Origin of the sequence: Achromobacter spanius, from assembly GCF_003994415.1 — a bacterium.
GTDB lineage: Bacteria > Pseudomonadota > Gammaproteobacteria > Burkholderiales > Burkholderiaceae_B > Achromobacter > Achromobacter spanius_C.
The window spans coordinates 3,814,003-3,840,381 of sequence record NZ_CP034689.1 but is presented as its reverse complement, the minus strand read 5'-3'; the positions used below and the strand labels follow the sequence as shown (position 1 = coordinate 3,840,381).

Below are 26,379 nucleotides of genomic sequence, written 5' to 3'. Positions count from 1 at the left end.
AATACCAAAATGGATGGTGGGAATGGCAGTCAAACAACGCCTGACGGGCGTGCGAATTTCAACTTCGATCCGCCTTCAAGTCGGATCAATCCACCAAGATAATGGGCCGCTTGATCCCGGCCACGAACTGGCGGCACAGCAGCTGATAGAACATGGGGCGTTCGCTATGCAGATGACGGTTGCCATGCAGCCGGTCTACGCGCTTGATCCGATGCCTCATCGCTTGCCCAGTCGGCAGTCCGCGCGCCAGTCCGCTGAGTGTTAACCGTCGCGTCGCCATCGCACTTCGCACCGTGCATAGCAACGCCTTGAGTCGGCTCAAAATGTAGGTTAGGGATCGAATCCTGAAGCAGTTTCTGCAATACTCCGACTGCGTGCATGGCCTTGTCTTCCTTCAAACGGTTTGGTCGCCTGATGAAGGGTATAAGACTGGCGCCATGCGCGCCCTAATCACCGCCAACCGAACCAATTGAGCCCCGGCTCGCTGAACAGACCGTTGATTCAAAATGAATTTCGTTGGAAATTCGTGGGGAAACATCAGTGCCTGACTGCAATTTCGCGGTAGGCGGATGGCCGAGTTGCAGTTAGACAGCGATATTAAAAGATCGAATCGGCCTGTCTTGTCGCTCAGCCGCCTGAAATAGACCTTCGGCGAACGGGCTCCTTTACATAGGCCTGCATTTTTCGCTGTCAGAAATAAGGGGTATGAATGGGAACCAGTCCACCGATCAAGGTCATGTTGTCAAGCCGATGCAACGATCTTTTCTCTGCAAACGAGCGTGTGTCGTTGACCGAAATTCGCCGGGATCTTAAGCGCACTATCGAAGCAGAGCGCCTTTTCGATCTGCAAACTTTCGATGTCTGGATCAATGAAGATGCTGAGGCACAAGATCACACATTGGATAGTTGGGATGCGTGCCTTGCGCAGGTTCGAAAATGCGACGTTCTGCTTGTTCTATATAACGGTAACGCGGGCTGGGCGAAAACCGCCGAAGACATTGGTATCTGTCACGCCGAATATGTAGAAGGTCTAAAGGTGTCCCCCGGGAAAATAAGGGTAATCGAGCTGCCCACATGCGGCCCGATGGGAGACGTAGAGCAAGAGGCCAGGAACCGACGCTTTACGACATATAAGAATACGGTTTCGGCGTTTCGTGGTGGGAAGGTGGCTACGATTGATGATCCGCGGAACGAGGTCAAGAAGGCGCTAGTGGATGCAGTATTGACTCAAACGCGCCGAGGCGCTGAGAGCGTTAAAGCCGGACGGTACGACCTAGGTGCTGCTTTGGAATGGAGTCGATTGGACTTCGGCGGGCGCCGAGCCGCGATGGAAACGGAGCTGTCGGCTGCTTTGACATCGAGGCAAAGCTCCGGAACAACTAAGGATGCGCTTTTTCTGTCAATCGAAGGGGCGACCATTCTTGCGAAGATCCACGCAGTTCCCGCCGCTTTTACTGTCGCCGCCGCGCGTGAGCCGTTAGGACGACCGCATCTGCAAGACCACAAATTCGTTAGTGAATTGACTTCTGCGGGCGGGCCGTTGCATCTCATAGCCTGTCATCGCACCGTGACGGAAACGCAGGCGACGAACCTACTGGGCTTTCCGGACGCGACGCTGATCAGCGGCCCCTTCGGCATATACGTGGCAGACAACGTGCAAAAGATGCAATTTGTCTTTCTCGCAAACTGCCGAGATCCAGTGCAAACACGGCTAGCGGCACAGCGATTTTGGGAGTGGTTGGAACAGGCGGGAGAGGGCCAATTGCTCGTAGCGCGAGCTATGGCGCGATCGAGGATTGTGAAGGCGGTCGCAAAAGAGCAGTCTGCGACTGACTAGATAACTGAAATAATCACATCTGCGGGGAACGTATGACCAAACTGATATTGGGACCCGTATTATCGTTTCGTGGTGGGTCGAATGAGGGCGTGTGGAAGGTAACGGCCTTGATTGGTGTTGAGGGCAAAGCACCAGTGCCCACAGTGTTGATCAAAGGAAAGCCCACAAAGGATCCGGTAATCTTGCTCCAGCAAGGCGGCCACACCTATTTACGCTACGACCTCTCCTGCAAGCAGTCAAAGGTCGAACGACGTGTGGAATATCGGATCGACGGAATCGACGAAGTGTGGCATTTCACAGTGCCGGGTAAAGACTTCGCGCCTCGGATGGCCTATGTGTCCTGCAACGGTTTTTCAGATCCAAGTGCAATCCGAAAACTTATAAAGTCGGAAAACGCTGTGTGGGAAGACTTGCTATGCAACCACGACAAGAAAGTTAGGCCCGATGGCTATCAACTGGACAAAGAGCAAATCTGGCACGAGGCCCGGACCCACGAAAAAGGGCTGCAACGTTTTCATCTGCTGTTGATGGGTGGCGACCAGATCTATTTCGATTCAATCTGGGAGGACATTAAACAGTTGAAAGCGTGGATTGGGCTTCCGCGCGAAAAGCAGCTGACATACCCTGTGAGCGCCTCGCTGGAGAAAGAGATCGAGAGCTACTACGTTGGTCTTTACAGCTCCCGATGGCTCCTTAAGGAGCGCTCGCCCTGGGGTTCAAAATCCAAGTCGCTGGATGCCGCCCATGCTATGGCGCGCATGCCCACTGTGATGATGTGGGACGACCACGACATCTTTGACGGATGGGGTTCCTACAGCACAGAAATGCAGCAAAGCCCACTGTTTAAGCGGCTGTTCTTTCACGCGCGTAGAGCGTTCTGGGTGTTTCAGATGCAGCATGCAGTGGACCAGCTCCCGGAATTGCACCTGCGAACTGATGTTAGCGCTCGCAATGACGACCCACTCTACGAAAAGATCGCGTGGAAGGCGGTGCTCAAGTCCGACAAATTAGCACTGCCCATGCTCGACGAGCAGCCTGGCTTCAGCTTCGCGCATGCGGTCGGGCCAGTGCAACTCATGGTGGCCGACCTACGCACCGAGCGTTCCCATTCCCAGGTGTTAGGACCCGACACCTGGTCCTCCCTTCAGCGGTGGATTCAAGACGTTCCCCCCAACAAACGAATTCACCCCGGAACCGGTTGCCAGCATTTGATCTTTATGTCGTCTGTTCCGGTTGTGCACCCCAAGTTATCGCTAGCGGAAGCGTTTCTGGACAACTTTGGATCAGACCATGTTCTTGATAGCAGCGCGGATGATCTGAAGGACCATTGGACCGCCGACGATCACGAGGGAGAGCGCAAACGGCTCCTTGAGACTTTGCTGTTAGTTGCAAAGCAGAAAGAATTGCGCGTGACTATCGTGTCGGGCGACGTGCATGTTGCGGCGTGGGGCGTCGCATACCGAAAGGACGTAGGCCCTACCGACAACTGGGCCCAAATTCAGCAGGTGACATCCACTGCGGTAGTTCATCCTTCCCTAGTGTCGGTGATGGAGCGCCTATTCTTCCATGTGCTTGATTCTGTTGCCAACAACAAGCAAGTTTTGGATGTGAACTTGAATGCGGAAATGATGTTATTTCCCGGGTCAAATAGGCATGTAATGGCTGCGCGAAATTGGTTAGCACTTGAACTAGATCTCGGTGGAGGGGATCCTAACGGTTCCAAACTTTGGAGCACTTGGCGTTGTGAATCCAAAAAATCATTCACCAATCATCTATTAGCAACGGAGCCTGCGAAATTATTGGTGTTAGGAGAGTTGCGTGGCCGACAACAAGCAATATAGATATTTAAATGCACTTTTGGTTAAGAATGAGTGCGCAGAGAACGATTTCTCTGCGTTTCTAAGTTCGGATTCAATGGTGACAAATTCGCGGTCGAACGGCACATCCGAACTTCCGCTTTGGGTCGAAAACTGCCTGTCATCGACGACTGCTCCCGGCCAAGGGCAGTCATTCGGATGTGACTAGTATCGGCAAGACATATATTCCATCTTCAATTTTCAAGTACACCTGCACACATGAATGAAGCCATCCCCTACGACCAGCGCTGTCACCGCACCGAGTCAGGAGTTGCCGTTATTTGGCCGTTCCTAAACGTTCAGCGGAGCCGAGGAGAACTTGAGCTCTTCTTGGACACCAATGCCCTCACCAGGTCTCAGTGGCTGTCCGAACTATCTGAAGATCTGCTTCGATATTGCGTGGTAAATCCTTGGATGGCAATCCAAGAACAGTGGTTCTCTAACTCCTGCTTTCGCAATGACCCCGAGAGCCGTATCAATGGCTGGATCGAAAATCTTGAGCAGTACGGCGTCAAGTTCCGCCCAGGATACGCAAGCGATCAAGTTCAGTTATTGATGAAGAACGAAAGGGCGCTTCGCAGGCAGTTCAGTTCGATAGTTCCGTTCGTCGCAATCATGAAGTGCCTGCTGTCGCAGAAGATGCCGGTCGATGAATCGCTGGCACGCTTGAAAGAAATGGGACAGTCCGACATTCCGCGCTTCACAGGTGTGATTGCGCTGACAGCGCTGGGGGTTTCGCTAAAGAAGCAGCAGGCATTCAAGTGGGTAAGTGACCCCAAACCTGCCTACTCTTACCTCTCGTCTTTCTTGGATTTCCAACCGGCGGGCAAAGACGAGAGCGACTACATGAACGTCTCGTACCTCCGCAATCGCGCTGGGGATCTGAATACATGGCTGGCACTACCAGTTCTGCGCCAACTGGGATATTCGATCGGTAGCCATTCCGCGCTGGCTACCGGTGACAAGGCCCTCCATCGGCTCATCTTTCGGGCGATTCCCCCGGTCATGATGCCCACTGGAGCGACCAGTTTCAGTGTGGCGCCCAATGAACTCTCTCAAGAGACTTTTGAACGCGTCGTCGGGGTTGCCCGAAGCTTGCAGGCTCGAGAAGTATCTACTCTTGATGAGCAACTTGCGAGAATGAAGACAGTGTTCAACCTCGCCAAGGCGTGGACTAATGATCAACGCGAGCGCGATGCGCTAGATGAGGTGTTCTCCGAATGGTGGCTACCGGGCCATGGAATGGAGATCATGCCACTGTGAGTCGCGGAGCGATACGGCTTGATGCACTCGCCTGCTGGTACTTGGTGCAGGGCTTTTTCGGCTGTCTAACGGGGCCAAGGCCAGCTTGCGAGCCTCAAATTCGGTGCGCCGGATGACTGCAATGGGCTGACTGCCGACGTTCAGTTCTGTGCGTAGATAGCCGCTTGAATTCGTGAAGCGGAAGTTATGCTGCGAAGGAGAAATGTCGCCCGTGGTTCTCTTGGCTCAACGGTAAACGCGCCCCACCTTGACGCAGTGATCGGGTGGAACGAGCGTCGAACGCATGACCCGACCGGCGTCAGATTTCCGTCTGATCCGAATGTCCAACGCGTCATCTACTTCAATGCCAAGGTAGCGCACGGCGGCCTCGAGCTTCGAGTGGCAACAAGGCAGCCTTTGCGCAGACCGTACTCGCAGTCGACGACCGACTTGTGTTCGCGATAATCCCAACCCGTGCCGACGGGGGCGTTACTACTCGGCAAATTGAACATCCGTTTCGCATATACTTGCCTGTCCCCGCTACGAATGACCATCGGCTTTGCGTAGCTGGCCAACGACGCTTTCAAACTTACAGCGTACCGAGAACAGAGCGTACCCAGGGGCAAAGGTCGCTTATGGATCAGCCTTGGTTAATGCCCTGCGGAGTCTCGAGAACAAAACGATGCGGATTCTCCATCTTTCTGACATTCACTTTAGAGCCCCTGAATGTCTTGATCCCGACCACGACCGGGACAAGCCTTATCGCACGCGCCTCGAGCGGCACCTGACTGGCCGAGTTGCCGCGATGGGTCCGATAGACGCAATCATGGTAGGCGGCGACATTGCGTATCAAGGGGATCCTCGGGAATATGAGGTGGCGCGAACCTGGCTGCTTGACTTGGCGGCGAAATGCGGGTGCGACAGCGCCAGTATCTGGGTGGTGCCCGGAAATCACGATGTGAACCGAAAATCGTGTGAGGACACACCCACGATGAACGCGCAGTCCATGATCTTCCAAGCGCGAAGCGAAGAAGACCGAGTATGGATGCTCCGAAAGCAACTCGATCACAACGACACCGGGCAGGCTCTCTTCCATGGCCACGCTGCGTACAACGAGTTCGCTAAGAAGATGAGCTGTCAGGTTTATCCGGGTCACCTCTACTGGAAGCAGGAGCGCGAGCTGGGATTGGGCGTCATGCTTCGTATCCATGGTCTGACTTCCACCCTATTGTCGGGACGCAACGGCGGCGATGACAATAGGGGTTCGCTTTACCTGAGCCCGCTCCAGACAATCGACCCTTCGCCGAATGTCGTGAACCTCACTATTTGTCATCACCCTCCCGACTGGCTTCTTGACGGTGACGACGTCGAGGACATGCTTAACGAACGGGCGATGTTCCAAGTGTTCGGTCACAAGCACCGGCAGCGTATCCAAGAGGGTGCGAACTTCGTCCGATGGAGTGCGGGCGCGGTGAACCCGTCGCACGCCGACAGGCAGTTCGATCCGAGCTATAACATAATCGAACTGAACGTCGCGGGTGAGGGCGCGGAGCGTCGGATTGACGTCGCTAGTCACCTTTACAAGTACCAGCCGCAACCGGAGGGCTTCCAGCCGATCCGACAGAACGACGGCCAAGACGTAGTCAGGCGCTCCATGCCCTTTCCGGCCGAAGTAACGACCGGAATCAGGAGCGGCGGGATCGTCGACGCTGTCGTAACCGAGACCTTCAAGGTTCAGGCGAAGGCTTCCGCTCCCGACACAGACGCGGAGGCATCCATGGGCGACGCAAAGACTAGACATCTTGTCGACCGTTTCTGGGATTTGGACGCGAGCGACCGGCGTGAGATCGCGCTCGAACTCGCTCTGATCAGCGACGAGGAGATCAATCTGCCTGAGCCTCAGCGCTACGGCATCGCCCTAATCCGCGCATCAGAGCGCGGCCTGCTCGATCTACTGGAGCGGCTCATCGACGCTCGAGAGCAATAGACTGGGAGAGGAATCAAATATGCACGCGGACTTTCCGAAACTGTACTCCGAGATCTCGACCGACGGCGCACAACGAGACCTGCGCTGGACCGCAATCGACGCCATCGCTAGAAACTGGACGAAATCCACAATCGAGATGCTCGCAAGGTTGGCCTTCGGCACGAAGGCGCCGGCCGGGGGGCATCAGGAGGATGAGCTGGCCGCGGCATTAGCAGCGTTTCATAAGGCGTTCTCGGATGCGGATCCGTCGATTGAATCAGGAGCTCGACAGGATCAGGTTTTGGCTGCGGGCGTTCTCCTACAGTACGTCGGTTTGAATTCAATGGCCGCATTGGCCGTCTGTGCGACAGCGTGCGGCGGTGCGCGCAAACTCGCACTACCGGTTGATTTAGTCACTTTGGCCGAGAACAGTCTGTCGCGGCTTGGCGCTTCGCGCCGCATGCGACCTGATCTCAGCAAGATCAGCATTCCCGATCCAGAGTTTGCCTTCGAGCCCGACTTTGCCGGGGTTGCACCTAATTCCCCAAGTACGTTCAAGAATGTCTTCGACCAATTCACCGAAACCGTAAGCGAAGCGCTAATTGATCTCGTCGGCAAGTTCAACGCGTCCACCGAGCTGCTCGTGGAGGCCGGTAAGAAGGCAGACGAGGAACTCGATTTACTATCATGGGCGCTCGGACAGCGATCGCTGCTTTCGAACCAGTCTTTCGCTGACCTTTCCGCCAGCGAGAAGCCTCTCGTGTTCGCGCGCGACCTTGCATCGCTCACAAAGATATACCCGGGCCCGAACTCGATACCCGGGTTGCTGTCGCGCGCCGGCGTAAAGGCGACGGGAAAGATTAAGATCGCCGACGCGGTGGATGCCGTTTCAGACGATTGGACATCGACGGCTCTGAAGGGCCGCAAACCGTCACCGGTCACTTCACCAGTCCATTTCGCGCTGCTTAGGCGCCAAGAGACCGGGGCCGGCGAGGGCTGGTATGCCGGATGGTCTGCCATAACCGGTATCAATGTCGGGGCCGCCATGGCGCCCATCGCACTCGCGGAACAGTTCTACCGTGAAAATCTCTGGCTGCGTTGATCCGCGATGGCTGAAACCGAATTAGTCTGCGCAAACCGCGAGTGCCGCATCGCTCAGGGCGGCCGCTGCATCGAAGGCCACGACGATCTCGCCAGGTGTCTTTATTACGGCAAGGAACCGGAGGAGAGCGAGCAGGACGAGGACGAGGGCGATGACGATCAGGAGGCAATTGACCGCTTCGACGGCGTGCTTTTGCCCGATGCACTTCCGCTTGAGAGCAGGCGCGCCGACCGCGTGCTCGCATCGTTACCCTCGCGGATGATTGGGGTGATCGGCGTGCATGATTCCGGTAAGACGAGCGTCATTGCTGGCCTATTCGACTTGTTCCAAGTTGGCCCCGTAGCCGATGCAATTTTTGCTGGGTCATCAACCTTGCACGGGCTGGAGATGATCTGTCATGACGCGAGGGTAGCTTCGGAGCGCGACGAACCGCATTCAGAGCGAACTAAGAGAGGCGAAGTTCGCTTCTACCATTTCGACGTGCTGCGGGATGGGCTGCTCCAGTCGGTGCTCATCGCCGACCGTTCAGGCGAGGAGTACGAAGAGGTCGCTGACCTTGCGGCGAACGCGACCGCTATGTTCGAACTCCGGCGTGCCGATGTGATCACCGTACTGGTGGATGGCCGGCGGCTAGCATCGTCGCGCGACCGAGCGGACGTCATAGGTGCCATACCGCTAATCATTCAGGGCATGGTCGAGAACGGCGCATTCACACGGAGGCCGAATCTCGCGATCGTCCTGACGAAGGACGACGCTGTGCAGGCTTCGCCCCGTAAGGACCAAGTGCAACGCGACTTCCATGCCATCATCGGCGGCATCAGGGACGCGTTCGCCGTCCACTTCGGCGAGATTGGCACTTTCGTCACCTCCGCGTCGCCCAAGGACACGAACGTGATGCGTGGCGCCGGCTTGGCCGAAATGCTGGAGTTCTGGATGAAGCCGGGTGCGGAGCCCCAAGGGATTAGGCAGCATCATCGCAGCGGTCGCGTCTTCGACGGCCTCATGGTTGAGGAGGCGGAACGTGGCTGATCACGGCAAGCACCACGTCTCAATATCGATCATTGGCCTGCCCGGATCTGGCAAGACGACCTTCTTGGCGGCGTTGTGGGAGCTAGTGAACGAGCGACGCGTCACGAAGATGCTCGCCTTCGATTCGATAGGGGAAAACGACCACAGCTATCTGCGCAAGATCGTGACGGTTTGGCGGAAGGCGACCGAACAAGCGCGCACAAGGCTCACGGGCTTGAGTGCGGTAAAGATGAATTTGAAGGACGCTGCCGGAAAGGTGGTCGAGGTCGCGATGCCCGACGCGCCCGGGGAAGACTTCCGCGCAATGTGGGAAGATCGCGAGCTCGGGCGAGTGCTGGGCGAGAGCCTTGCCGAGGGCAACATTCTACTGCTCTTAAACGGCAACAAAGTGAAGGCGCCCGCCTGGGTCGCGGAGCGCGCAGCGCAGCGCAGGGCGACTGGCAGGAAGAAGGTTGAGGCCCTTCCGAAAGATTGGGAACCAAGCCTCGCCCCGACCCAGGTGCAGCTGGTGGATCTGCTTCAATCAATCTCGCGTGCTCCCGTAGGTCGTGCGGGTCGCAAGATCGTCGTCATGATTAGCGCCTGGGACAAGGTTGAGGGCGAAAGGCTCACGCCCGATGCCTTCCTCGGGCAAAAGCTGCCTCTCCTCGCCCAGTATCTTCAAGCCGCCCGTGACGGTTGGACGACCCGGGTGTACGGAGTCAGCGCACAAGGCGGGGAGTACGACGGCAACGAGGCAAACGCCCAACCGGTGGATGGAGAGGCCCTGAAGAAGAGGGCCACGACGGGCAGAGACGCGGAGCGACTGCGAGAAGTGGACATCGCGGCCAAACGCATCCGTCTCGTCTTCGCCGAACGCGAATCGAACGACCTGACAGAGCCGCTGCAATGGCTAATGCATTGAACAGGGATCGCATAAAAGTCGATCAGACGCTTCACGGCTACAGCGAGGGCCATCGTCTCATTGAAGGATCGCTCAAGCTCCCGCAGTCTGACGCGCGTACTATGTTGGTGCTTAGCGACGCATCCGGCAGCGGCAGTCGCATTCCCGCGAACGGCTACATCACGGGATACCCTCTCGCCGAATCGGGCAAGTACGTCCTCGCGCGAACCTGGGCCGCCCCAGAGATGAGCCGACCGGGTTGCGTATGGACTCACTCTCTCCTCATAGACTTTGCGGATCTCGCGAGGCTTGGCTCGGCGGACGACCTGCTCGGACGCCTCCAACGCCCCTCCGTCGGCGGAGGATCCGCGTTCGCGGCCCAGTTCGAGGTCATGGCCTCCAGGGCGCCGACTCCCGTCGCGCCTTCCGATCTGAGGCGAGCCGGTCAGTGGGCCAGCGCGCTCTATGAAAAACCGAAGGAAAGGATTGTCGATGAACGCGAGCGTCCGGAAGACGAGGAGCTCATCGTGGCCATATGGATGCAGCAGTGGCCCCGCCTGCGTCGGGCCTTTAGGTTTTGCTCGTTCTCTGCGGAAGACCGCTCCACCTCGGCCGACGCGTTCGACCTTCAACTGATAGATGTGAGTAGAACGAGCCGTTCGAAAGTGCCTCGGGCGGTCTCCTCCGCGAAAAGCCGGGGCGACTGGATCGAGACCCTTCTCAACGACCTCGTAACGCCTACAGGATCGGGGCTGCGGCAGTTCCTGCGCGACGTGGGTTCGGACGTCACCAACGGCCGGGCAGCAATGATTCCGCTTGTCCACTTGTACGCCGCCCTGGAGCAAAACGCAGATTCGATTAGATTGGCCGAAGCAGTTTTCGAACTCGAGCAGTTGGGGACAAACCAAGCCCGCATGGGTCGCGCTGCGGCTGCGCGCATGGTGTTCTCGCGACCTGGACTCGTAGATCGAAGGCTCTTTGATTTCGCGTTGCAGCAGGTGCGCGTAGACCGTGACCTGCTTGGCGTCGAACCGCTCGTAGTAGGCCGCGCCCTGCTGCGATGGAAGCCTGAGTTTCTCGCCGACGACCTGCCGGAGGAGGATCCGCTACATAAGGCGATCGATGCCGCGCTCCCCGAAGCGGACGTAGAAGAGCTGATCGATTTGATCGAGGCCTTGCCCGGCGCCGCAATGGCAGTGCTTCCCGCACGTCCGGACGTCTTCGAGCGTGCGTCGTTCTGGCGGATAGCCTCACTAGACGCGCCGAGATTAATCGGAGCCCTGGACGCCGGTCAGGATGGGACTGTCCGGATAGTAGGCGCGCTAATGGAGGCGGGTCGCGACGAATGCTCGGCAGTTATGGTCGACCGCTTCGGCATCGATCCGGTAGTGGCTGCACTGTCCAGTCTGGACGCCGCCGGGATCCGTTCTAGGCTAGCCTGGATTCGAACAATTGCGCATCGTATCGACGATCTGGCCGAAGGAATGTCGTGCGGAATCATCTGGCACAGGCCGTTGCTGTTCGCCCTGGCCAAGATCTTGGCCCCTGAGTCCGTGCCGAACAGCGTCGGGACCGACCCATGGGTGACTGCTGTCGAACGAACAAAAACTTCAGATGATGTGCGGCACGAGGATCTGCTCGCCTCTTTCCTTTTTGCCCGCGCCAGAGGATGGTGTTCGAAGTCGGCCGGTAAGCTGTTTTTCCTCTCCGTGCAGCGCCTTCACGAGGCGATGGCATCCGAGCGCCTTACCGACGAGGCGTGGCGCATCGCCAAGCCGCGGCTGCCATACGGATCAGTCTGGCGTGAATGGGACCAGTGCGAGAAGCTCCGGAACGCGGTTGTCGATAGCTTCATTGACCGGGAACTGCCCCCGATCGAATTTGGTACCGTCGTCGACAACGACAATCTCTGGAAAGAACTGGTTGACCTCGCGGCCGATAGCTTCAGGGGGCGCCGCTATCTGGATAAGGTGCGTAGCGCGCTACGTGGCGGCGGCGAAGCTTGGTGGAATGAGCGGGCGAAAATCATCGACCGCAGGATAGAGTAGCGGGGAAACCTGCGGATGAGACGGCTCGTCAGTGAAAAGCTGTCGCATAATGAACTGACCCGGCATCTATGCATTTCCCGAACAACTGTTGTTCGGCTCAAACGACATTGTCACGGTGTTACTACGGCGGACTGCAATCGCTGCGAGGCAGGCGACGACTACCCCGGCTCGAACGGCTGCAATGGGTCGAGGCTGTGTGAAAACTCTTTGACGCCGCTTCGGTGGTGTAGATAAAGTTTGGTATCTCGATCCCGGGAGTCGACATGCCCCGATTCATCGAAGGTCAGGACCGGCATCAGGTAGCGTTGATCCCGGAATGCCTGGATGACTTCATCGCCGACGACAACCCGGTGCGCATAATCGACGCATTCGTCGAAGAGCTCAACCGGGAATCGCTGGGATTTGAGAAGGCGGCGCCAGCAGCTACCGGCCGCCCGTCGTATCACCCGGCCGTGCTGCTGAAGATCTACATCTACGGCTACTTAAATCGGGTCCAGTCCAGTCGCCGACTCGAGCGAGAGCGCCAACGCAATGTCGAACTGATGTGGCTGGTTGGTCGTCTGGCGCCAGACCTCAAGACCATCGCGGATTTTAGCCGTGACAATGGGTCGGGCATTCGCAACGTTTGCCGGCGGTTTGTTGCCGTATGCCGAGATCTCAAGCTATTCAGCCAAGCCATGGTTGCCGTTGATGGAAGCAAGTTCAAGGCAGTCAACACGCGCGACAAGAACTTCACGGCTGCCAAGATAGACAAACGTCAGCAGCAGATTGAGGAGAGCATCCACCGCTATCTGACGGCGCTCGACACAGCGGACCGAACGCAACCTGTCGAGATCGAGGCCAGGACCAATCGGCTCAATGACAAGATCGAACGTCTGCGCAAACAAATGCGCACGCTGGATGACGTCAAGGAGAGGCTCAAAGACAGTCCAGACGGTCAGCTGTCGGTGACCGACCCGGGTGCCCGCTCGATGGCCACCAGCGGCCGGGGCTCGGGGATGGTCGGCTACAACGTGCAGATGGTTGTCGAAGCCAAGCACCATCTGATCGTCGTGCACGAAGTGACGAACCGAGGACATAACAGGGACTCCTTGGCATCGATGACACAAGCCGCGCGGGAGGCGATGGGCAAGAAGCGACTCCGTGCGATTGCCGATCGCGGCTGCTACAGCGCGCCTCAGATCAAGGCATGTGCAGAAACAGGTATTGATGCGATCTTGCCCAAGCCGACCACTTCCAATGCCAAGGCCGAAGGCCGCTTCGACCGTTCGGACTTCATGTACATCGCGAAGGACGATGAGTACCAGTGCCCTGCGGGCCAGCGCGCCATCCACCGGTTTACGCGAGAGGAAAATGGTCTTCAATTGCGGCGCTACTGGAGTAGTGCCTGCCCACAATGCGCTATGAAGGAGCGATGCACACCTAGCGCGTATCGGCGCATCAGTCGATGGGAACATGAGGCGGTGCTTGAGGCGGCGCAGCGCCGTCTAGACCGAATGCCAGATGCGATGAAGGTGCGGCGGCGCACAGTGGAACATGTGTTCGGCACGTTCAAGCATTGGATGGGCTATACACACTTCCTAACTCGTCGCTTGGGCAATGTGGGCACGGAAATGAGCTTGAATGTACTGGCTTATAACCTCAAGCGGGTCATGCGCATCCTAGGCTTCCAGCAAACGATGAAAGCGATGCTGTCGATGGGGGGCTGAGCCCTTCATGTGACCAATGACGCACTTCATATCGTATCCGCGCCGCTCAAACGGCCTTCAGGGAGTCTCGCGTCGAAAAATCGAAGTGAAGACCGCTCAAGTTGATGCGGTCCAGGTGAATTCGCTGTGGTCGTTAGGGCGAGATGAGTTTCCACACAGCCTCGGTCGTAAGCCGACTTACGGGCAGTGGTTTCTGCGCTTGCTGACAGTACTGCGCTATTGCGTCGAAGTCCTCGCCTTGGAGAAGAAGGAATCTAACGGCGGTTCCTCCATTGCGCCTGCCACCTGATCAGCGATCTGATCGCACAGGCTCTCCACTCCGCCCATCAAATTCGATACCACCCAACCATGCAGCGGCGTGACTCCCGTAGCCCCAGGCTCATTCGCAGTATTCCCCACAATCCTCGCAATAGCCCAAATCCCCAAGCAAGCCCGCTCGATCTTCCGCAAATCATCAAACCGCACAACACCAAACTCCGGATCATCCGGCGTGGCCCAACGGTCATAAGTAAAAGGGTGGTCGCTCATCTCGACGCTCCGGTGTAATTGACGCAATGAAAGAAAGGAGGCCACCGTTGCAGCGGCCACTTGTTCTGTCTTTCCGGCTGTCAACCCGGGCGATCCTTTGGACCACGGGGCGAGTATGCCCCGCTAGGCGACGGACGCGATGCGGTTCCGTGCCAAATTGATCACGCTTTCTCTTACGTAAGCGCAATCGCAGGCTACTGATTAGAGAAGGATCAGCAGCCCACCACCAGCTAAAGCTATCTCTGGTTCATGCCAATCAGCCAAGCAGATACCTACTCAGCTACCGCCGCCGGAGCCACCGGCACAAAAAACCGATCCTTCAACTCCTGCAACCCAATCCGCGCCAACATCTCCGTCAACCTCTCCGCAGGCTTCCGAGTCGGCAAATCCTTAAACTGCGCCACGATCAGCTCATTCTTCATCGAATGCTCCCACCCGACCAGCTCCGTCACACTAACCTGATACCCATGCGCCTCAAGCTGCAAGCACCGCAGCACATTCGTAATCTGGCTTCCAAACTCCCGGGTATGCAACGGATGCCGCCAGATCTCCGCCAACGGATCAGCCAGCGCCTTGCCTTTATTCTTCCTTAGCACCGACGCCACTTCCGCCTGGCAGCAAGGCACCACCACGATGTACTTCGCCTTCTTCTCCAACGCAAAGTGAATCGCGTCATCGGTGGCGGTATTACAAGCGTGCAGTGCAGTGACTACATCAATCGTCGCCGGCAACCGACTCGACGTAATCGACTCCGCCACAGAGAGATTCAAGAACGACATCCCACCAAACCCGAGCCGCTTCGCCAGTTCTTCTGACGACTTCACCAGTTCTTCACGAGTCTCGATCCCATAAATATGGGACCCATTCCCGACGGCGTCCTTCTGTTCCTTGAAGAACAAGTCATACAGAATGAACCCCAGATACGACTTACCAGCCCCGTGATCCGCGAGCGTGACGGCGCCGCGTTCTTGTTGGACGTCTTTCAGCAGCGGCTCGATGAACTGAAACAGGTGATAGACCTGCTTCAATTTACGGCGGCTGTCCTGGTTCATCTTGCCGTCGCGGGTCAGGATGTGCAGGGCTTTTAGGAGTTCGATCGACTGGCCGGGGCGGATGTCGTGGGTTTTTTCTGACATGGGGGAAGGCAAAGCGCCCCGCACGGGGCGGGGCGCGTAGTGGCGCGGAAAGCGTCAGTTTAACGAAAACGCTGACGCGGCCGCTGGGCGGCGGTAAAGCGGGTCTTAGCCTACGGTGGCAAAAACCGGTTCGCCCAGGTTCAGCATCAAACGATTTGCCCAGGCGAAGATCGCGTCCGAGTGCAGCAGGTCCAGCACTTCGCCTTCGCTCAAGCCCGCATCCTTCAATGCCTGGATACTGTTGGCGTTGACGTCGGCCTGGGCTTCGGTGATCTGGATCGAGAACTGGGCAATTGCCAGTTCACGTGCCGTGGTGCCGGCGGTGTAGGGGTCTTCGAACACTTGCGCGATCACTTCGTTACGCTTGGCCAGTTGTTCGAAGCGCTGCGCGTGGACGGATGCGCAGTACACGCAGCCGTTTACGCGCGAGACGACCGTGGAGCCCAGCTCGCGTTCGGCGCGCGACAGGCCGCCTGGGGCGTACATGATGGCGTTGAAGGCGGTGGAGCGCTGGCGCAGGATTTCCGGTTGGTGGACCAGGAACAGGTAGTAGTCCGAGACCTTGGCCTTGGGGTGGCTTTCTTCCAGGACGGCGACTTGTTCCGGGGTGGCGGTGTCGACGTTGACGACGTCGAGCCATGCCTTCCACTCCAGCACTTCGTTGGTGAAGCCGTGGGCCTTGATGACGGCGCCGGGTTCGGTGGCGGCGGTGTTGGGTTCGAAGGGCGCGGGCGGGACGGCGGCGGCGCGGGGGGCTTGGCCTTCCAAGTCTTTCATCGCGGCCAGGCCGGCGACCAGACGGGTCTGGTACGACAGGAAGGCGATCAGTTGCGACAGGGTGACCACCGCAGGCGTGGTGACGCCGGCTGCGGGCAGGGTCTTCAGTGCGGCTTCGTCGCCTTCGACGGGGTTTTCGATCAGCTTGCGCGTGAATTCCAACACAGCAACCAGGCGCGGGGTGGAGGCGTCTGACGGCTTGCCGGATTCTGCGACGGCGATGTCGGCGGGGGCTGCCTCCGTTTCCGCCAAGCGTGCGCGGTAGTGGGAGGCCAGCAGCGGCGACAGGCTGATGCGGGTGGCGTACAGCGCGACCAGCAGGCGTTCGGCCAGCGACAAGCCGGGCAGGGCCGGGTCGAACAGGGCGTCGTAGCTGCCTTGCGTGGCGGCGGCGACTTTTTCGCGTTGGTGGCGGACCTGAAAAGTTTTGCTGCCGGGTGTCAGGCCGACAAGCTTGTCGACCAGATCATTGACGGCGTCATAGACGATGGGTTGTTGTGCCATGGGGATGTTCTCCTTGGTGTCTGATCAGCCGGCGTTGCCGGAAGTGCTTGCGGAATGGGCAGCAGCCGATTGCGAGCTTGCGGAATCCGCGCTAGTCGAACTAGACGCTGCCGAAGCCGAAGCCGAAACCGCAGCCGCCCGCGCCTTCACCGCCGCGTCCAAAAACTTCTTCACGCCTTCCCACGATTCCTGGTCGGCGCGTGCGTTGTCTTTTGGATTCCCGCCGCTGGTGCTGATCTTGCCCGACACGGGGTGGGCGTAGACGAGCTGGGTGGTGGGCACGTACGGGAACAGGATGGAGTGGCCGCCGTTTTCGTAGTCGAGCCATTCGACGGGGTAGGGGTGTTTCACGTCGACCAGCTTGTCCTGCACCATCTTCGAGTACAGGCTGGACGGCCATGAACCGTCGTCGGTGCCGGACAGCAGCATGACCGGGCCTTCGATGTCTTCCACGCGAATGCGGGCGCGGGCGACGGCGTCGGGGTCTTGCAGCGCGGTCAGGATGGCTTTCTCGTGACGATGCGGCGATGGGCCTTCGTCAAACGGGGCCCAGGTGGCGGTGCGGTTGTTTTCCCAGACGTGGGGGATGGGCTTGCCGCCCAGCAACCACGTGGGGCCTTCGCGGCCGATCTTGGGGTCGCAGGCGTTCTGGCCGCTGTGGACGACGGCGCCGGGTACGTAGGCGACGACGGCGGACACTTCCTTGGGGAAGGTTGCGCCCAGCAGCAGCACGAGTTCACCGCCGCGCGATTGGCCGCTGATGGCGACGAAGTCGTGCTTGGGTTGAACCTTTTTGCGCAGCCAGCGCAGGCCGGTCTGGAAGTACTCCAGCGGGGTGTTCGAGATGTAGTCGGACAGGCCCGGCGCCTTAAAGTACGCCAGCGCAAAGGCGGCGTAGCCGCGCGATGCATACAGCGCGGCGCGCGGTTCGTTGATGCCGCCGCCCGAGCCGTTCAGGATCATGACGGCGGGGTGCGAACCGGGCTTGCTGCCTGCCGGCAGGTACAGCGTGCCGACCAAGCCTTCTTCGCGGACCTCGTGGCGGGTAACGCCGTCCAGCGCCAAGCGTTGCGTGAACGTGGCTTGGGCCTGCATTTCGGCCACAGCGCCGGCTACAACGCCGGCATCAGCGCTGGCTTCCGCACCGCCTTCAACCGCGCCCACACGCGCAACTACATCAGTAACCAAAGCATCGGTCACCGGGTGGTTGAAGTGTTCGCGGCTGGGCGAGTCCACGGGGGCTTGCGACCAGATCAAGCCCATCGGCGACAAGCCGGTGTAGTCGCCCGAGACAGGCGCGTCGCGGGTCAGGTCGACCACGCCGTCTTCGCCCGCCGTGTAGGTGGCGTGGGCTTGCCACAGCACGCCGTTGCGGCGGGTGCGCGCGGTGATATGCACCGTTTGGCCGGGTGCCACGTTTTCCACCCGGATCTGGCGCGGCACGTCGATCAAGGCGTCCGCGGGGGTGATGGTCAGGGTCGGCGCCATGGCTTACTTACCGGCCGCGGCGGCGGGTTCTTTGGTGACCATCATGGCGGCCGTGCGGTCGCTGGTCATCGGGGTGACTTTCAAGCCCTTCTTGGTGGCCCAGATGTTCTTGTAGTGGAACAGCGGGAAGATGCCGACGTCGTCCGACACAAGCTTGACCGAGTCGCGCAGGATGGCTTCACGCTTGGCCACATCGAATTCCGACGTGGATTGTTCCAGGGCAGCGTCCACCTTGGGGTTGGAGTAGTGGCCCCAGTTGGAGGCGCCCAGGCCCTTCTTGGGGTCGACCGACGCCAGGATGTTGACCAGCGCGTAGCTGCCTTCACCCGTGCCGTTGCCCCACGCCAGCATGCTGACGGCGAATTCGTTCTTGTTGGCGCGGCCCGAGTACACGGCCCATGGCACCACTTCCACTTGGGTCTTCACGCCCACGCGGGTCCAGAACTGCGCCACGGCTTGGGCCGTTTCCGGGCCTTGCGGGTAGCGGTCGTTGGGCACATGCATGGTCAGCTTGAAGCCGTCGGGAAAGCCCGCTTCGGCCAGCAGCTTCTTGGCTTGCGCGACATCGTTGGGGATGTCTTTAACGTCGGGGTTGTAGCCGAAGGTGCCCTTGGGCATCCACTGGTTGGCTTCGGTGGCCGCGCCTTGCAGGATGCGGTCGGCGATGGCCTTGCGGTTGATGGCCAGGTTCAGCGCCTGACGCACGCGCAGGTCCAGCAGCGGGTTCTTGTCCAGCGGCTTGCCGTTGTTGTCGGTGATGTATTGGTTGGGCGCGGGGTTGAAGCTGGGTTGCAGCAGCATGACGCGCAGGCCGTCGTACGGGTACACCGAGATGTTGGCGGACTTTTGCAGCTTGGCCAGGTCCGACACCGACACCTTGTCGATCACGTCCACGTCACCGGCCAAGAGCGCAGCGGTGCGCGAGGCGGCGTTGTTGATGTAGCGGTAGTTGACCTTGTCCCAGGTGGCCTTCTCGCCCCAGTAGCCGTCGTTGCGTTCCATGATGACGCGGTCGCCCGGCGTGTAGGACACGAACTTGTACGGGCCGGTGCCCACCATGGCCTTGCCCGAGTTGTAGTCTTCGGTGGTGGACTTTTCACCGACGTGCTTGCTGACGACGTGTACGGATGCCAGGTTCAGCGGCAGGTCGGGGTTGGGCGCCTTGGTCTTGACGATAAGGGTCAGCGGGTCTTTGGCGGTCATCGTGTCGATGGTGCGCAGGTAGCCGGCGTACGTTGCCACGCTGCCCGGGACGGCGCGCGCGCGGGTGTAGGAATAGATCAGGTCGTCGGCGGTGAACGGCGTGCCGTCTTGCCACTTGACGCCTTCACGCAGCTTGAATTCCCAGGTGGTGGGGTCCAGCGGTTTCCAGCTAACGGCCAGGCCGGGTTGAAGCTTGTTCCACTTGTTCTCGATCAGCAGGTCCCAGAAGTGCAGGGCCACCGAGCGGTCGCCGGCGTGGTTGTTCAGCTGCGGGTCCAGGGACGACAGCGGGTCGGCGAAGCCGATCGACAGGTTGTCGGCGGACGCGGCGGCAGAGGCGCCGAGGATGGCGGCGGTCAGGGTCGAAAGAATCAAGCGTTTCATGTTCGGGGTCCTTGGTAGGGGGGGAACGAGTTAAGTGTTCCGAAGGCTGCGCGGTATTTGCCGTATTTGCGTACCACGCGGCCAATTAGGTTCAGGCCATGTCGTTCAAATGACAGGCGCTTAAATGGTTGATGGCGATTCCCTTCAACGTGGGAACTTCGGTCTTGCAGCGCGGCATCGCATGCGGACATCGCGGATGAAAATGGCAGCCGCCGGGCGGGTTCAGCGGGCTGGGAATCTCGCCTTTGATCGCGGTAAAGATCTTGTGGCGCGACTTCAGGCTGGGAATTTCCGCTAGCAGCGCTTGCGTGTACGGGTGGTTGGGGCGCTGGAACACTTCGTCCACCGTGGCCGTTTCCACGACGCGGCCCAGGTACATGATGACGACGCGGTCAGACAGGTGTTCCACCACGCCCAGGTCATGGCTGATGAACAGGTACGTCAGGTTCAGTTCTTCGCGCAGGTCCATGAACAGGTTCAGGATCTGCGCTTGGATGGATACGTCCAGCGCGGCAACGGCTTCGTCGCACACCAGCATGGACGGCTGCACGGCTAGCGCGCGGGCGATGCCGATGCGCTGGCGCTGGCCGCCGCTGAATTGGTGCGGGTAGCGTTGGCGCAGGGCAGGGTCGAGCCCCGCGCGTTCGAGCTGGGCGCTGACGTAGTCGTCAAAGCCCGCGTTGTCGACCAGGCCGTGGATGCGGGCCGCTTCGCCCACGATCTCGTCCACGCGCAGGCGCGGGTTGAGGCTGGCGTAGGGGTCCTGGAAAATCATCTGCACGGTCAGGCGCGCGGCGTGGGCGGCGGCCGAGTTCATGTCGGACGGGCGCACGCCGTTGATGCGGACTTCACCGCCGGAAGGCGTCAACAAGCCTGCGGCGATGCGGCCCAGCGTGGATTTGCCGCAGCCGGATTCACCGACCAGGCCGACGACTTCGCCGGGGTTCACGATCAGGTCCACGTTGTCGACGGCGCGCGTGATCGCGGGCGGCTTGGACAAGCCCATGCGCTGCATGGCGCGGCCGGCCGCGCCGACCTTTCTTTCGCCAAAGCGCTTGCTGACTTGAGCAAGGTCAATAAGCGGCGTGGGGGCGGCGGATACAGTCATGCCGTCACCTCGTTGTGGATCTGGATAGTCGGATGGAAGCAGCGCACGTCGTGTTCGGGCAGGGCTTGAGTGATGCCGGGTTGCTGGCCACAGGCGGTGGTGGCGCGCGAGCAGCGCGCGGAAAACGCGCAGCCGGCGGGCAGGTGCAGCAGGTTGGGCGTCATGCCGGGGATCTGGCGCAGGCGCTGGCCCCGCAGGTTATTGCTGGGCAGGCTGTCGATCAGGCCGACGGTGTAGGGGTGCTGCGGGCGGTCAAGCACGTCGTCGACCTTACCGTGTTCAACGATGCGGCCGGCGTACATCACGGCCACGTCATCGGCCAAACCCGCCACCACGGACAAGTCATGCGTGATCCAGATCAGGCTGGTGCCGTGCTGCTGCGCCAGCTTTTGCACTTCAGACAGAATCTGCGCCTGGATGGTGACGTCCAGCGCGGTGGTGGGTTCGTCGGCAATGATCAGGTCAGGGCGGTGCAGCATGGCGATGGCAATGGCCACGCGCTGGCGCATGCCGCCGGACAGTTGGTGCGGGTAGGCCAGCAAGCGTTCTTCGGGGCTGGGGATGCCCATCATGCCCAGCGTGTCGCGGGCCAGCGTGCGGGCTTCGCGCTTGCTCATCTTGTTATGCGCGCGCACGGTTTCGATCATCTGCACGTCCACGCGCAAGACGGGGTTCAGCGTCATCATTGGATCTTGGAAGATCATGGCGATGCGGTTGCCTTGCAGGCGGCGCAGTTCACGCGGGGCCAGCTTGGTCAGGTCGCGGCCCTGGAACAGGATTTCGCCGCCGACGATGCGGCCGGGGGCGTCGACCAGACCCATGATGGAAAAGCCCGTCACGGATTTTCCCGAGCCGGATTCTCCGACCAGGCCCAGGATCTTGCCGCGCTCGAGCGTGAACGACACGTCGTCCACGGCGGGCAGCACGCCCGCGCGGGTATGAAAGTGCGTGCGCAGGTTGCGCACTTCAAGCGTGGCCGGCGCGCCGGTAGCGGTGCGGTCGGTCATTTGTGAGTCCTTGGGTTCAGCACGTCGCGCAGGCGGTCGCCCACCAGATTGATGGCGACGATGGTGATCAGCAGTGCGATGCCGGGGTAGAAGCTGATCCAGTATTCGCCGGACAGCATGTATTGAAAGCCGTTGGAAATCAGCAGGCCCAGCGACGGTTCGGTTACCGGCACGCCCAGGCCCAGAAAGCTCAAGGTGGCTTCCAGCGTGATGGCGCGCGCAATCTGCAAGGTGCCGATGACGATCAGCGGCGGCAGGCAGTTGGGCAGAATGTGCTTCAACATGATCCGCCAGTTGGGAATGTCCAGACAGCGGGCGGCTTCGACGTATTCACGGCGGCGTTCCACCAGCGCCTGGCCGCGCGCGGTGCGGGCGTAATAGGCCCATTCCAGAATCACCAGCGTCAGCACCACGTTGCCCACGCCCTTGCCCAGAAAGGCCAGGATCATCATGGCAACCAGGATGGACGGGAACGACAGGATCAGGTCGACCAAACGCATGATGAAGGCGTCGACCTTGCCGCCCGCGTAGGCGGCAAGCAGGCCCAGCAGCGTGCCGACGATGCCGGCGATAACGGCCGAGCCCACGCCCACCATCAAGCTGATGCGCAGGCCGTACAGAATGCCGGACAGCAAGTCGCGGCCTTGGCCGTCGGTGCCCAGCCAGTAGTGGAAGGTGTCCAAGCCGTTCATGGAACCCGGCGGCATGCGGGAATCCAGCACGTCGATTTGCAGCAGGTCATACGGGTTCTGCGGCGAGATCCACGGCGCGAAGATGGCGGCCAGAATCAGCAGGGTGGCCACGGCCAGGCCGAACACCGCCGTCTTGGACGACAGGAATTCGGTCAGGTTGCGGCGCCAGGGCGATTCGCGGCGCAGGGCGGGAACCTTCTCAGGGGTTGCAGTGGTGCTCATGCCGAGCCCTCCAGCCGTACCCGGGGGTCCAGCACTTTATAAAGAATGTCGACGATCAGGTTCAGCGTCACGAACAGGCACACGACCACGATCAGGTAGGCCACGATGACGGGGCGGTCCAGCGCGTTCAGGCTGTCCAGGATCAGCTTGCCAGCGCCCGGCCACGAGAAAATGCTTTCCGTGATGACGGCGAACGCAATGGTCGAACCCAGCTCCAGCCCCAGCACGGTCACCAGCGGGATCATCGTGTTGCGCAGCACGTGCACACAGACCACGCGAAACGGCGACAAGCCTTTGGCGCGGGCGAACTTCACGAAGTCCAGCGGCATCACGTCGCGCACGCCGGCGCGGGTCAGGCGGATGACAAGCGAAATCTTGAACAGCGACAGGTTCAGCGCGGGCAGGATCAAGTGGCGCCAGCCGTCGGCAGTCAACCATGACCACTGAAAGCCCAGGAATTCCACCGTCTGCCCACGGCCGCTGGCGGGCAGCCAGCCCAGCGACACGCTGAACGTCATGATCAGCATCAGCGCCACCCAGAAGGTCGGCAGCGAGAAGCCGACGATGCTGCCGGCCATGATCATTTTGGAAAAGCGGCTGTCGGGGTACAGGCCGGCAATCAAGCCCAGCGGCAGGCCGATGATGACGGCCAGGCCCAGGGCGCTGATCGCCAGTTCCAGCGTAGCGGGCAGGCGCTGGATGACGAGTTCAATCGCGGGAATGTTGTAGACGAAGCTGTTGCCCAGGTTGCCGTGCAGCGCGCCGTTCAGGAACGCCAGGTATTGCTGCCACAGCGGTTTGTCCAGGCCCAGCTCCGCGATGATGCGGGCACGGTCGACCTGGTCCACGTCCTGGCCGATCAGGATGTCCACGGGGTTGCCGATGGCGTGCAGGCCCACGAAGACGATCAAGGTCATCAGAAATACAACCACCGCGGCTTGTGCAATGCGGCGTATCAACCAACCAGTCATTGCGCGGTCTCCGCTTGCGAGGCCGCGGCTTGGGCGGGCGGTGGGGCCGGCGTCCATTCATCGCCGAACACTTCCGGTTCGGAAAATGCTTCCATGTTGGCGTAGTACGTTTCGACGTCTTCGCGGTAGAACAGGCCGGCGATGCCTTGCGCCAGGCGCTTGGCGCCTTCGCTGATGGCCGGGATGTCGCCCGAGATCGTGCCTTGCGTCAGCGCGGCGGGGTAGGAAAAGCAGTGCACGCGGTCCAGGCCCGGGCAGGCGCCGGGCACTTTTTCTTGCAGTTCAAAGACGGCGCCCAGGTCGGGCGAATCATGCAGTTCCTGGTCTTCTTCGCCGGGGGGCGGGGTGAAACGGTCGCCCCAGTTGCGCACGTGGGGCGCCAGCGGCGCGAATTCCGGGCGCACGGTCCAGTCGATACGAAAGCCCGTGGAGAAGATCAGGAAGTCCAGCACGAACACGCCTTTGGGCGTGGTGACGTGGATGTCGTCGCCCACCATTGCCAGGTCTTGCACGCCACAGCCCAGGTTGAAGCGGGCGTTGGGGAAGCGCGACACGCGCAAGGTGCTGCCGCGCGGGGGCGGCACTTGCGCCGCGTTGATGTAGTGGCGGATCTTCCACTTCCATTCGTCGGGCAAGGTCAGGTGGCCGTGGGTCAGGCCGGGGTTGCCCGCGCCTTTGCCTTTGTTCACGCGCGGGATGTCGTTGCGGCGGATCAGCAGGTCGACGCTGGCGGCGCCGGCTTCCAGTGCCGTGCCGGCGCTGTCCATGGCGGACGCGCCCGCGCCCACGACGCCGACGCGCTTGCCGGCCAGGGTGGCGTAGTCCATCACGTCGGACGAATGCGCCCAGCGGTCGCGCGGCAGTTTCTTGGCAAAGTCAGGCACATAGGCGCCGCCCAGGCCGTCGCGGCCGGTGGCCAGCACCACGCGGCGGGCCAGCACGGTGCTGCGTCCGGCGGGGGACTCGATGTCCAGTTGCACCAGGCGGTCGGCGCGCGGTTGCACGGACAGCACGCGGTGTTCGTTGCGCACGTCCAGGTTCAGCACGCGGCGATACCAGCGCAGGTAGTCCATCCATTGCAGGCGGGGAATCTTGTCCAGCGCGTCCCATTCAGCCGAGCCAAACTGCGCTTCGAACCAGGCGCGGAACGTCAGCGCGGGCAAGCCCAGCGCGGGGCCGGTCAGCTGCTTAGGCGAACGCAGCGTTTCCATGCGGGCCGTGGTGGCCCAGGGGCCTTCGTAGCCTTCGGGCGCCTGGTCGAAGATGGGCGCCGTGATGCCCAGGTGAGTCAACGACGCGGCGGCGGCCAAGCCGGCCATGCCGCCGCCGATGACGACAACGTCCAGTACCTGTTGTCCATCAACCAGACGGGGCGCAACCCAGTTCTTGGCGGGAATTTCCAGCCAGGACAGGTCTTGCCGCAGACGCGCTTCCAGCGCATCCAAGCCTTGCGGCGGGGTGGCAACGGGCAAATTCATAGTGTGGGGGAGTCCAAAACAGGGGCGTCATCACCGTAGACAGAGTGCAGCAGCGCGGCATGCTCGCTGGCGTCGTGCAGCACAAAGCCGGGCAGCAGCGCGGCGGCGGCTTCGGCCAGCGCGTCGGCCATAGCCTGGCAGGCGGGCGTCAACGGTTGAGGTTGCGGTTGCGGCTGCGGGGTGATGACCCCAAAGAAGAAAGGGATGTCCAGGTCGATGGGCCGGATCGCCACGCCCGGCATCGGAACGCCGTAAGCGGTAATCGGTTCCAGCACCGACACACCCAGGCCGGCGCGCACGGCGGCCAGGGCGTTGACGGACGAATTGGTTTCGATGGTGCCGGGCGCATTGCCGTCGGGGGCCAACGCGGCGTCCAGGCGGCGACGCAGGCGGTAGGGGTTGGCCATGGTGATCAGGCGGCGGCCGGCCAGAAGGGCGACGGGCACCACGGCATGCGCGACCAGCGGATCGTTTTCGGGCAAGGCCACTACGCAGGGCGCTTGCGCGATCCAATGCACGGTCAGGCCGCGATGTTCCAATGGCAAGCTGGTGGCGCCCAGTTGCGCGGCGCCGGTCAGCACTGCGTGCACGACCCGTTCGGGCGAGGCGCTGCGCACTTGCACCCGCATGGCGCCGGTTTGGGATTCGATGCGTTTGAGCGCGTCCGGCACCAGGCCAGCAGCCAGCGCGGACGTTGCCGCCAGCAGCAGCGGCTTGGCCTGGCCGCGCGCAATTTCTTCGGCGCGGCTGCGAATCTGCTGCAAACCGGCCAGCGCGCGTTCCACGTCGTCATACAGCAGAAAGCCCTGTTCGGTGGGCGTGACGCGCGGCCCGCTGCGGTTGAACAGGGCATAGCCGATTTCCGCTTCAAGCTCTTGCAACAGGCGGCTGATGGCCGGCTGCGAACGCCCAAGCAGGCGCCCGGCAGCGGTGACGCTACCTGTAGACATGACGGCCGCGAAGGCCTCGAGTTGGCGAAGTTCCATCTGGGGTGCTTTATGCTCAGCGCGAATTCTGACCCGGCAAGTATGCGCACAGCAAATAGTTAAAAGGCATAAGTAAATTCCCTAATTCGGCATTTCCTTATGCGGTTTCATAACTGCCAGTTATTTCAAGGGCTTAGGGTCGAAGCGCGAATTCCCGGGTGCCAGGGGCGGCGTGTAGCGTGGCCTTGGTACCATGGCCGCACAGAAGATCGAGCCGGCGCGC

Annotated in this window: 21 protein-coding genes; 10 read left to right on the top strand and 11 right to left on the bottom strand. The window is 60.5% G+C overall.

Annotated features, from left to right (window positions below; all coding sequences use genetic code 11):
• The first annotated feature begins 22 nt into the window (after positions 1–22).
• The 10 genes from ELS24_RS17515 to ELS24_RS17465 all read left to right on the top strand — a co-directional run bounded on the left by ELS24_RS17515 (position 23) and on the right by ELS24_RS17465 (position 13,672).
• Positions 23–265 carry a hypothetical protein gene (locus tag ELS24_RS17515; protein ID WP_127184865.1) on the top strand — a complete coding sequence of 81 codons (243 nt, stop codon included), beginning with the start codon at positions 23–25 and terminating at the stop codon, positions 263–265.
• A gap of 444 nt (positions 266–709) precedes the next feature.
• Positions 710–1,837, top strand: coding sequence for a DUF4062 domain-containing protein (locus ELS24_RS17510; protein WP_127184864.1), 1,128 nt, complete (start codon positions 710–712; stop codon positions 1,835–1,837).
• 32 nt (positions 1,838–1,869) lie between these two features.
• Positions 1,870–3,678, top strand: a complete 1,809-nt coding sequence (locus ELS24_RS17505) for an alkaline phosphatase family protein (RefSeq protein WP_127184863.1) — start codon at positions 1,870–1,872, stop codon at positions 3,676–3,678.
• A 234-nt stretch (positions 3,679–3,912) separates the two neighbouring features.
• Entirely contained in the window at positions 3,913–4,956 is a 1,044-nt protein-coding gene (locus ELS24_RS17500) for a hypothetical protein (RefSeq protein ID WP_127184862.1), read from the top strand.
• A 625-nt stretch (positions 4,957–5,581) separates the two neighbouring features.
• Positions 5,582–6,922 (top strand): metallophosphoesterase, encoded by a 1,341-nt coding sequence (locus ELS24_RS17490; protein WP_127184860.1) that lies wholly within the window; start codon positions 5,582–5,584, stop codon positions 6,920–6,922.
• Between the two features lie 19 nt (positions 6,923–6,941).
• Positions 6,942–8,003, top strand: coding sequence for a GTPase-associated system all-helical protein GASH (locus ELS24_RS17485; RefSeq protein WP_127184859.1), 1,062 nt, complete (start codon positions 6,942–6,944; stop codon positions 8,001–8,003).
• A 6-nt stretch (positions 8,004–8,009) separates the two neighbouring features.
• Positions 8,010–9,032, top strand: coding sequence for a TRAFAC clade GTPase domain-containing protein (locus ELS24_RS17480; RefSeq protein WP_127184858.1), 1,023 nt, complete (start codon positions 8,010–8,012; stop codon positions 9,030–9,032).
• Positions 9,025–9,936, top strand: a complete 912-nt coding sequence (locus ELS24_RS17475) for a TRAFAC clade GTPase domain-containing protein (RefSeq protein ID WP_127184857.1) — start codon at positions 9,025–9,027, stop codon at positions 9,934–9,936. Before ELS24_RS17480 ends, ELS24_RS17475 begins: the two co-directional genes overlap by 8 nt.
• The gene (locus ELS24_RS17470; RefSeq protein WP_127184856.1) at positions 9,921–11,963 is read left to right on the top strand and encodes a hypothetical protein; all 2,043 of its coding nucleotides are present in this window, start codon (positions 9,921–9,923) and stop codon (positions 11,961–11,963) included. Before ELS24_RS17475 ends, ELS24_RS17470 begins: the two co-directional genes overlap by 16 nt.
• Positions 11,964–12,226: 263 nt before the next feature.
• On the top strand, positions 12,227–13,672 hold the full coding sequence (locus ELS24_RS17465; protein WP_127184855.1) for an IS1182 family transposase: 1,446 nt from the start codon (positions 12,227–12,229) through the stop codon (positions 13,670–13,672).
• Positions 13,673–13,888: 216 nt separating this feature from the next.
• Here the strand turns inward: ELS24_RS17465 and ELS24_RS17460 are convergent, their stop codons facing one another.
• The 11 genes from ELS24_RS17460 to ELS24_RS17410 all read right to left on the bottom strand — a co-directional run bounded on the left by ELS24_RS17460 (position 13,889) and on the right by ELS24_RS17410 (position 26,156).
• Positions 13,889–14,200 carry a hypothetical protein gene (locus tag ELS24_RS17460; protein ID WP_127184854.1) on the bottom strand — a complete coding sequence of 104 codons (312 nt, stop codon included), beginning with the start codon at positions 14,198–14,200 and terminating at the stop codon, positions 13,889–13,891.
• 272 nt (positions 14,201–14,472) lie between these two features.
• Positions 14,473–15,336: a class I SAM-dependent methyltransferase gene (locus ELS24_RS17455; RefSeq protein WP_127184853.1), complete on the bottom strand. Its 864-nt coding sequence runs from the start codon at positions 15,334–15,336 to the stop codon at positions 14,473–14,475.
• 105 nt (positions 15,337–15,441) lie between these two features.
• A complete protein-coding gene (locus ELS24_RS17450; protein ID WP_127184852.1) occupies positions 15,442–16,617 on the bottom strand; it encodes a CMD domain protein in 1,176 nt (391 codons plus the stop codon).
• Positions 16,618–16,641: 24 nt separating this feature from the next.
• Positions 16,642–18,105 (bottom strand): acyl-CoA thioesterase/bile acid-CoA:amino acid N-acyltransferase family protein, encoded by a 1,464-nt coding sequence (locus tag ELS24_RS17445; RefSeq protein WP_127184851.1) that lies wholly within the window; start codon positions 18,103–18,105, stop codon positions 16,642–16,644.
• A 3-nt stretch (positions 18,106–18,108) separates the two neighbouring features.
• Positions 18,109–19,692, bottom strand: a complete 1,584-nt coding sequence (locus ELS24_RS17440; RefSeq protein ID WP_127184850.1) for an ABC transporter substrate-binding protein — start codon at positions 19,690–19,692, stop codon at positions 18,109–18,111.
• 91 nt (positions 19,693–19,783) lie between these two features.
• Complete coding sequence (locus ELS24_RS17435) at positions 19,784–20,800, bottom strand: ABC transporter ATP-binding protein (protein ID WP_127184849.1); 1,017 nt, start codon at positions 20,798–20,800, stop codon at positions 19,784–19,786.
• Positions 20,797–21,807: an ABC transporter ATP-binding protein gene (locus tag ELS24_RS17430; protein WP_127184848.1), complete on the bottom strand. Its 1,011-nt coding sequence runs from the start codon at positions 21,805–21,807 to the stop codon at positions 20,797–20,799. Before ELS24_RS17430 ends, ELS24_RS17435 begins: the two co-directional genes overlap by 4 nt.
• Complete coding sequence (locus ELS24_RS17425) at positions 21,804–22,721, bottom strand: ABC transporter permease (protein ID WP_050449686.1); 918 nt, start codon at positions 22,719–22,721, stop codon at positions 21,804–21,806. Before ELS24_RS17425 ends, ELS24_RS17430 begins: the two co-directional genes overlap by 4 nt.
• Positions 22,718–23,692 (bottom strand): ABC transporter permease, encoded by a 975-nt coding sequence (locus ELS24_RS17420; RefSeq protein ID WP_050449687.1) that lies wholly within the window; start codon positions 23,690–23,692, stop codon positions 22,718–22,720. The genes ELS24_RS17425 and ELS24_RS17420 overlap by 4 nt, the downstream gene beginning before the upstream one ends.
• Positions 23,689–25,170, bottom strand: coding sequence for a flavin-containing monooxygenase (locus ELS24_RS17415; protein ID WP_127184847.1), 1,482 nt, complete (start codon positions 25,168–25,170; stop codon positions 23,689–23,691). Before ELS24_RS17415 ends, ELS24_RS17420 begins: the two co-directional genes overlap by 4 nt.
• Positions 25,167–26,156: a LysR family transcriptional regulator gene (locus ELS24_RS17410; RefSeq protein ID WP_127184846.1), complete on the bottom strand. Its 990-nt coding sequence runs from the start codon at positions 26,154–26,156 to the stop codon at positions 25,167–25,169. Before ELS24_RS17410 ends, ELS24_RS17415 begins: the two co-directional genes overlap by 4 nt.
• Between the last annotated feature and the right edge of the window lie 223 nt (positions 26,157–26,379).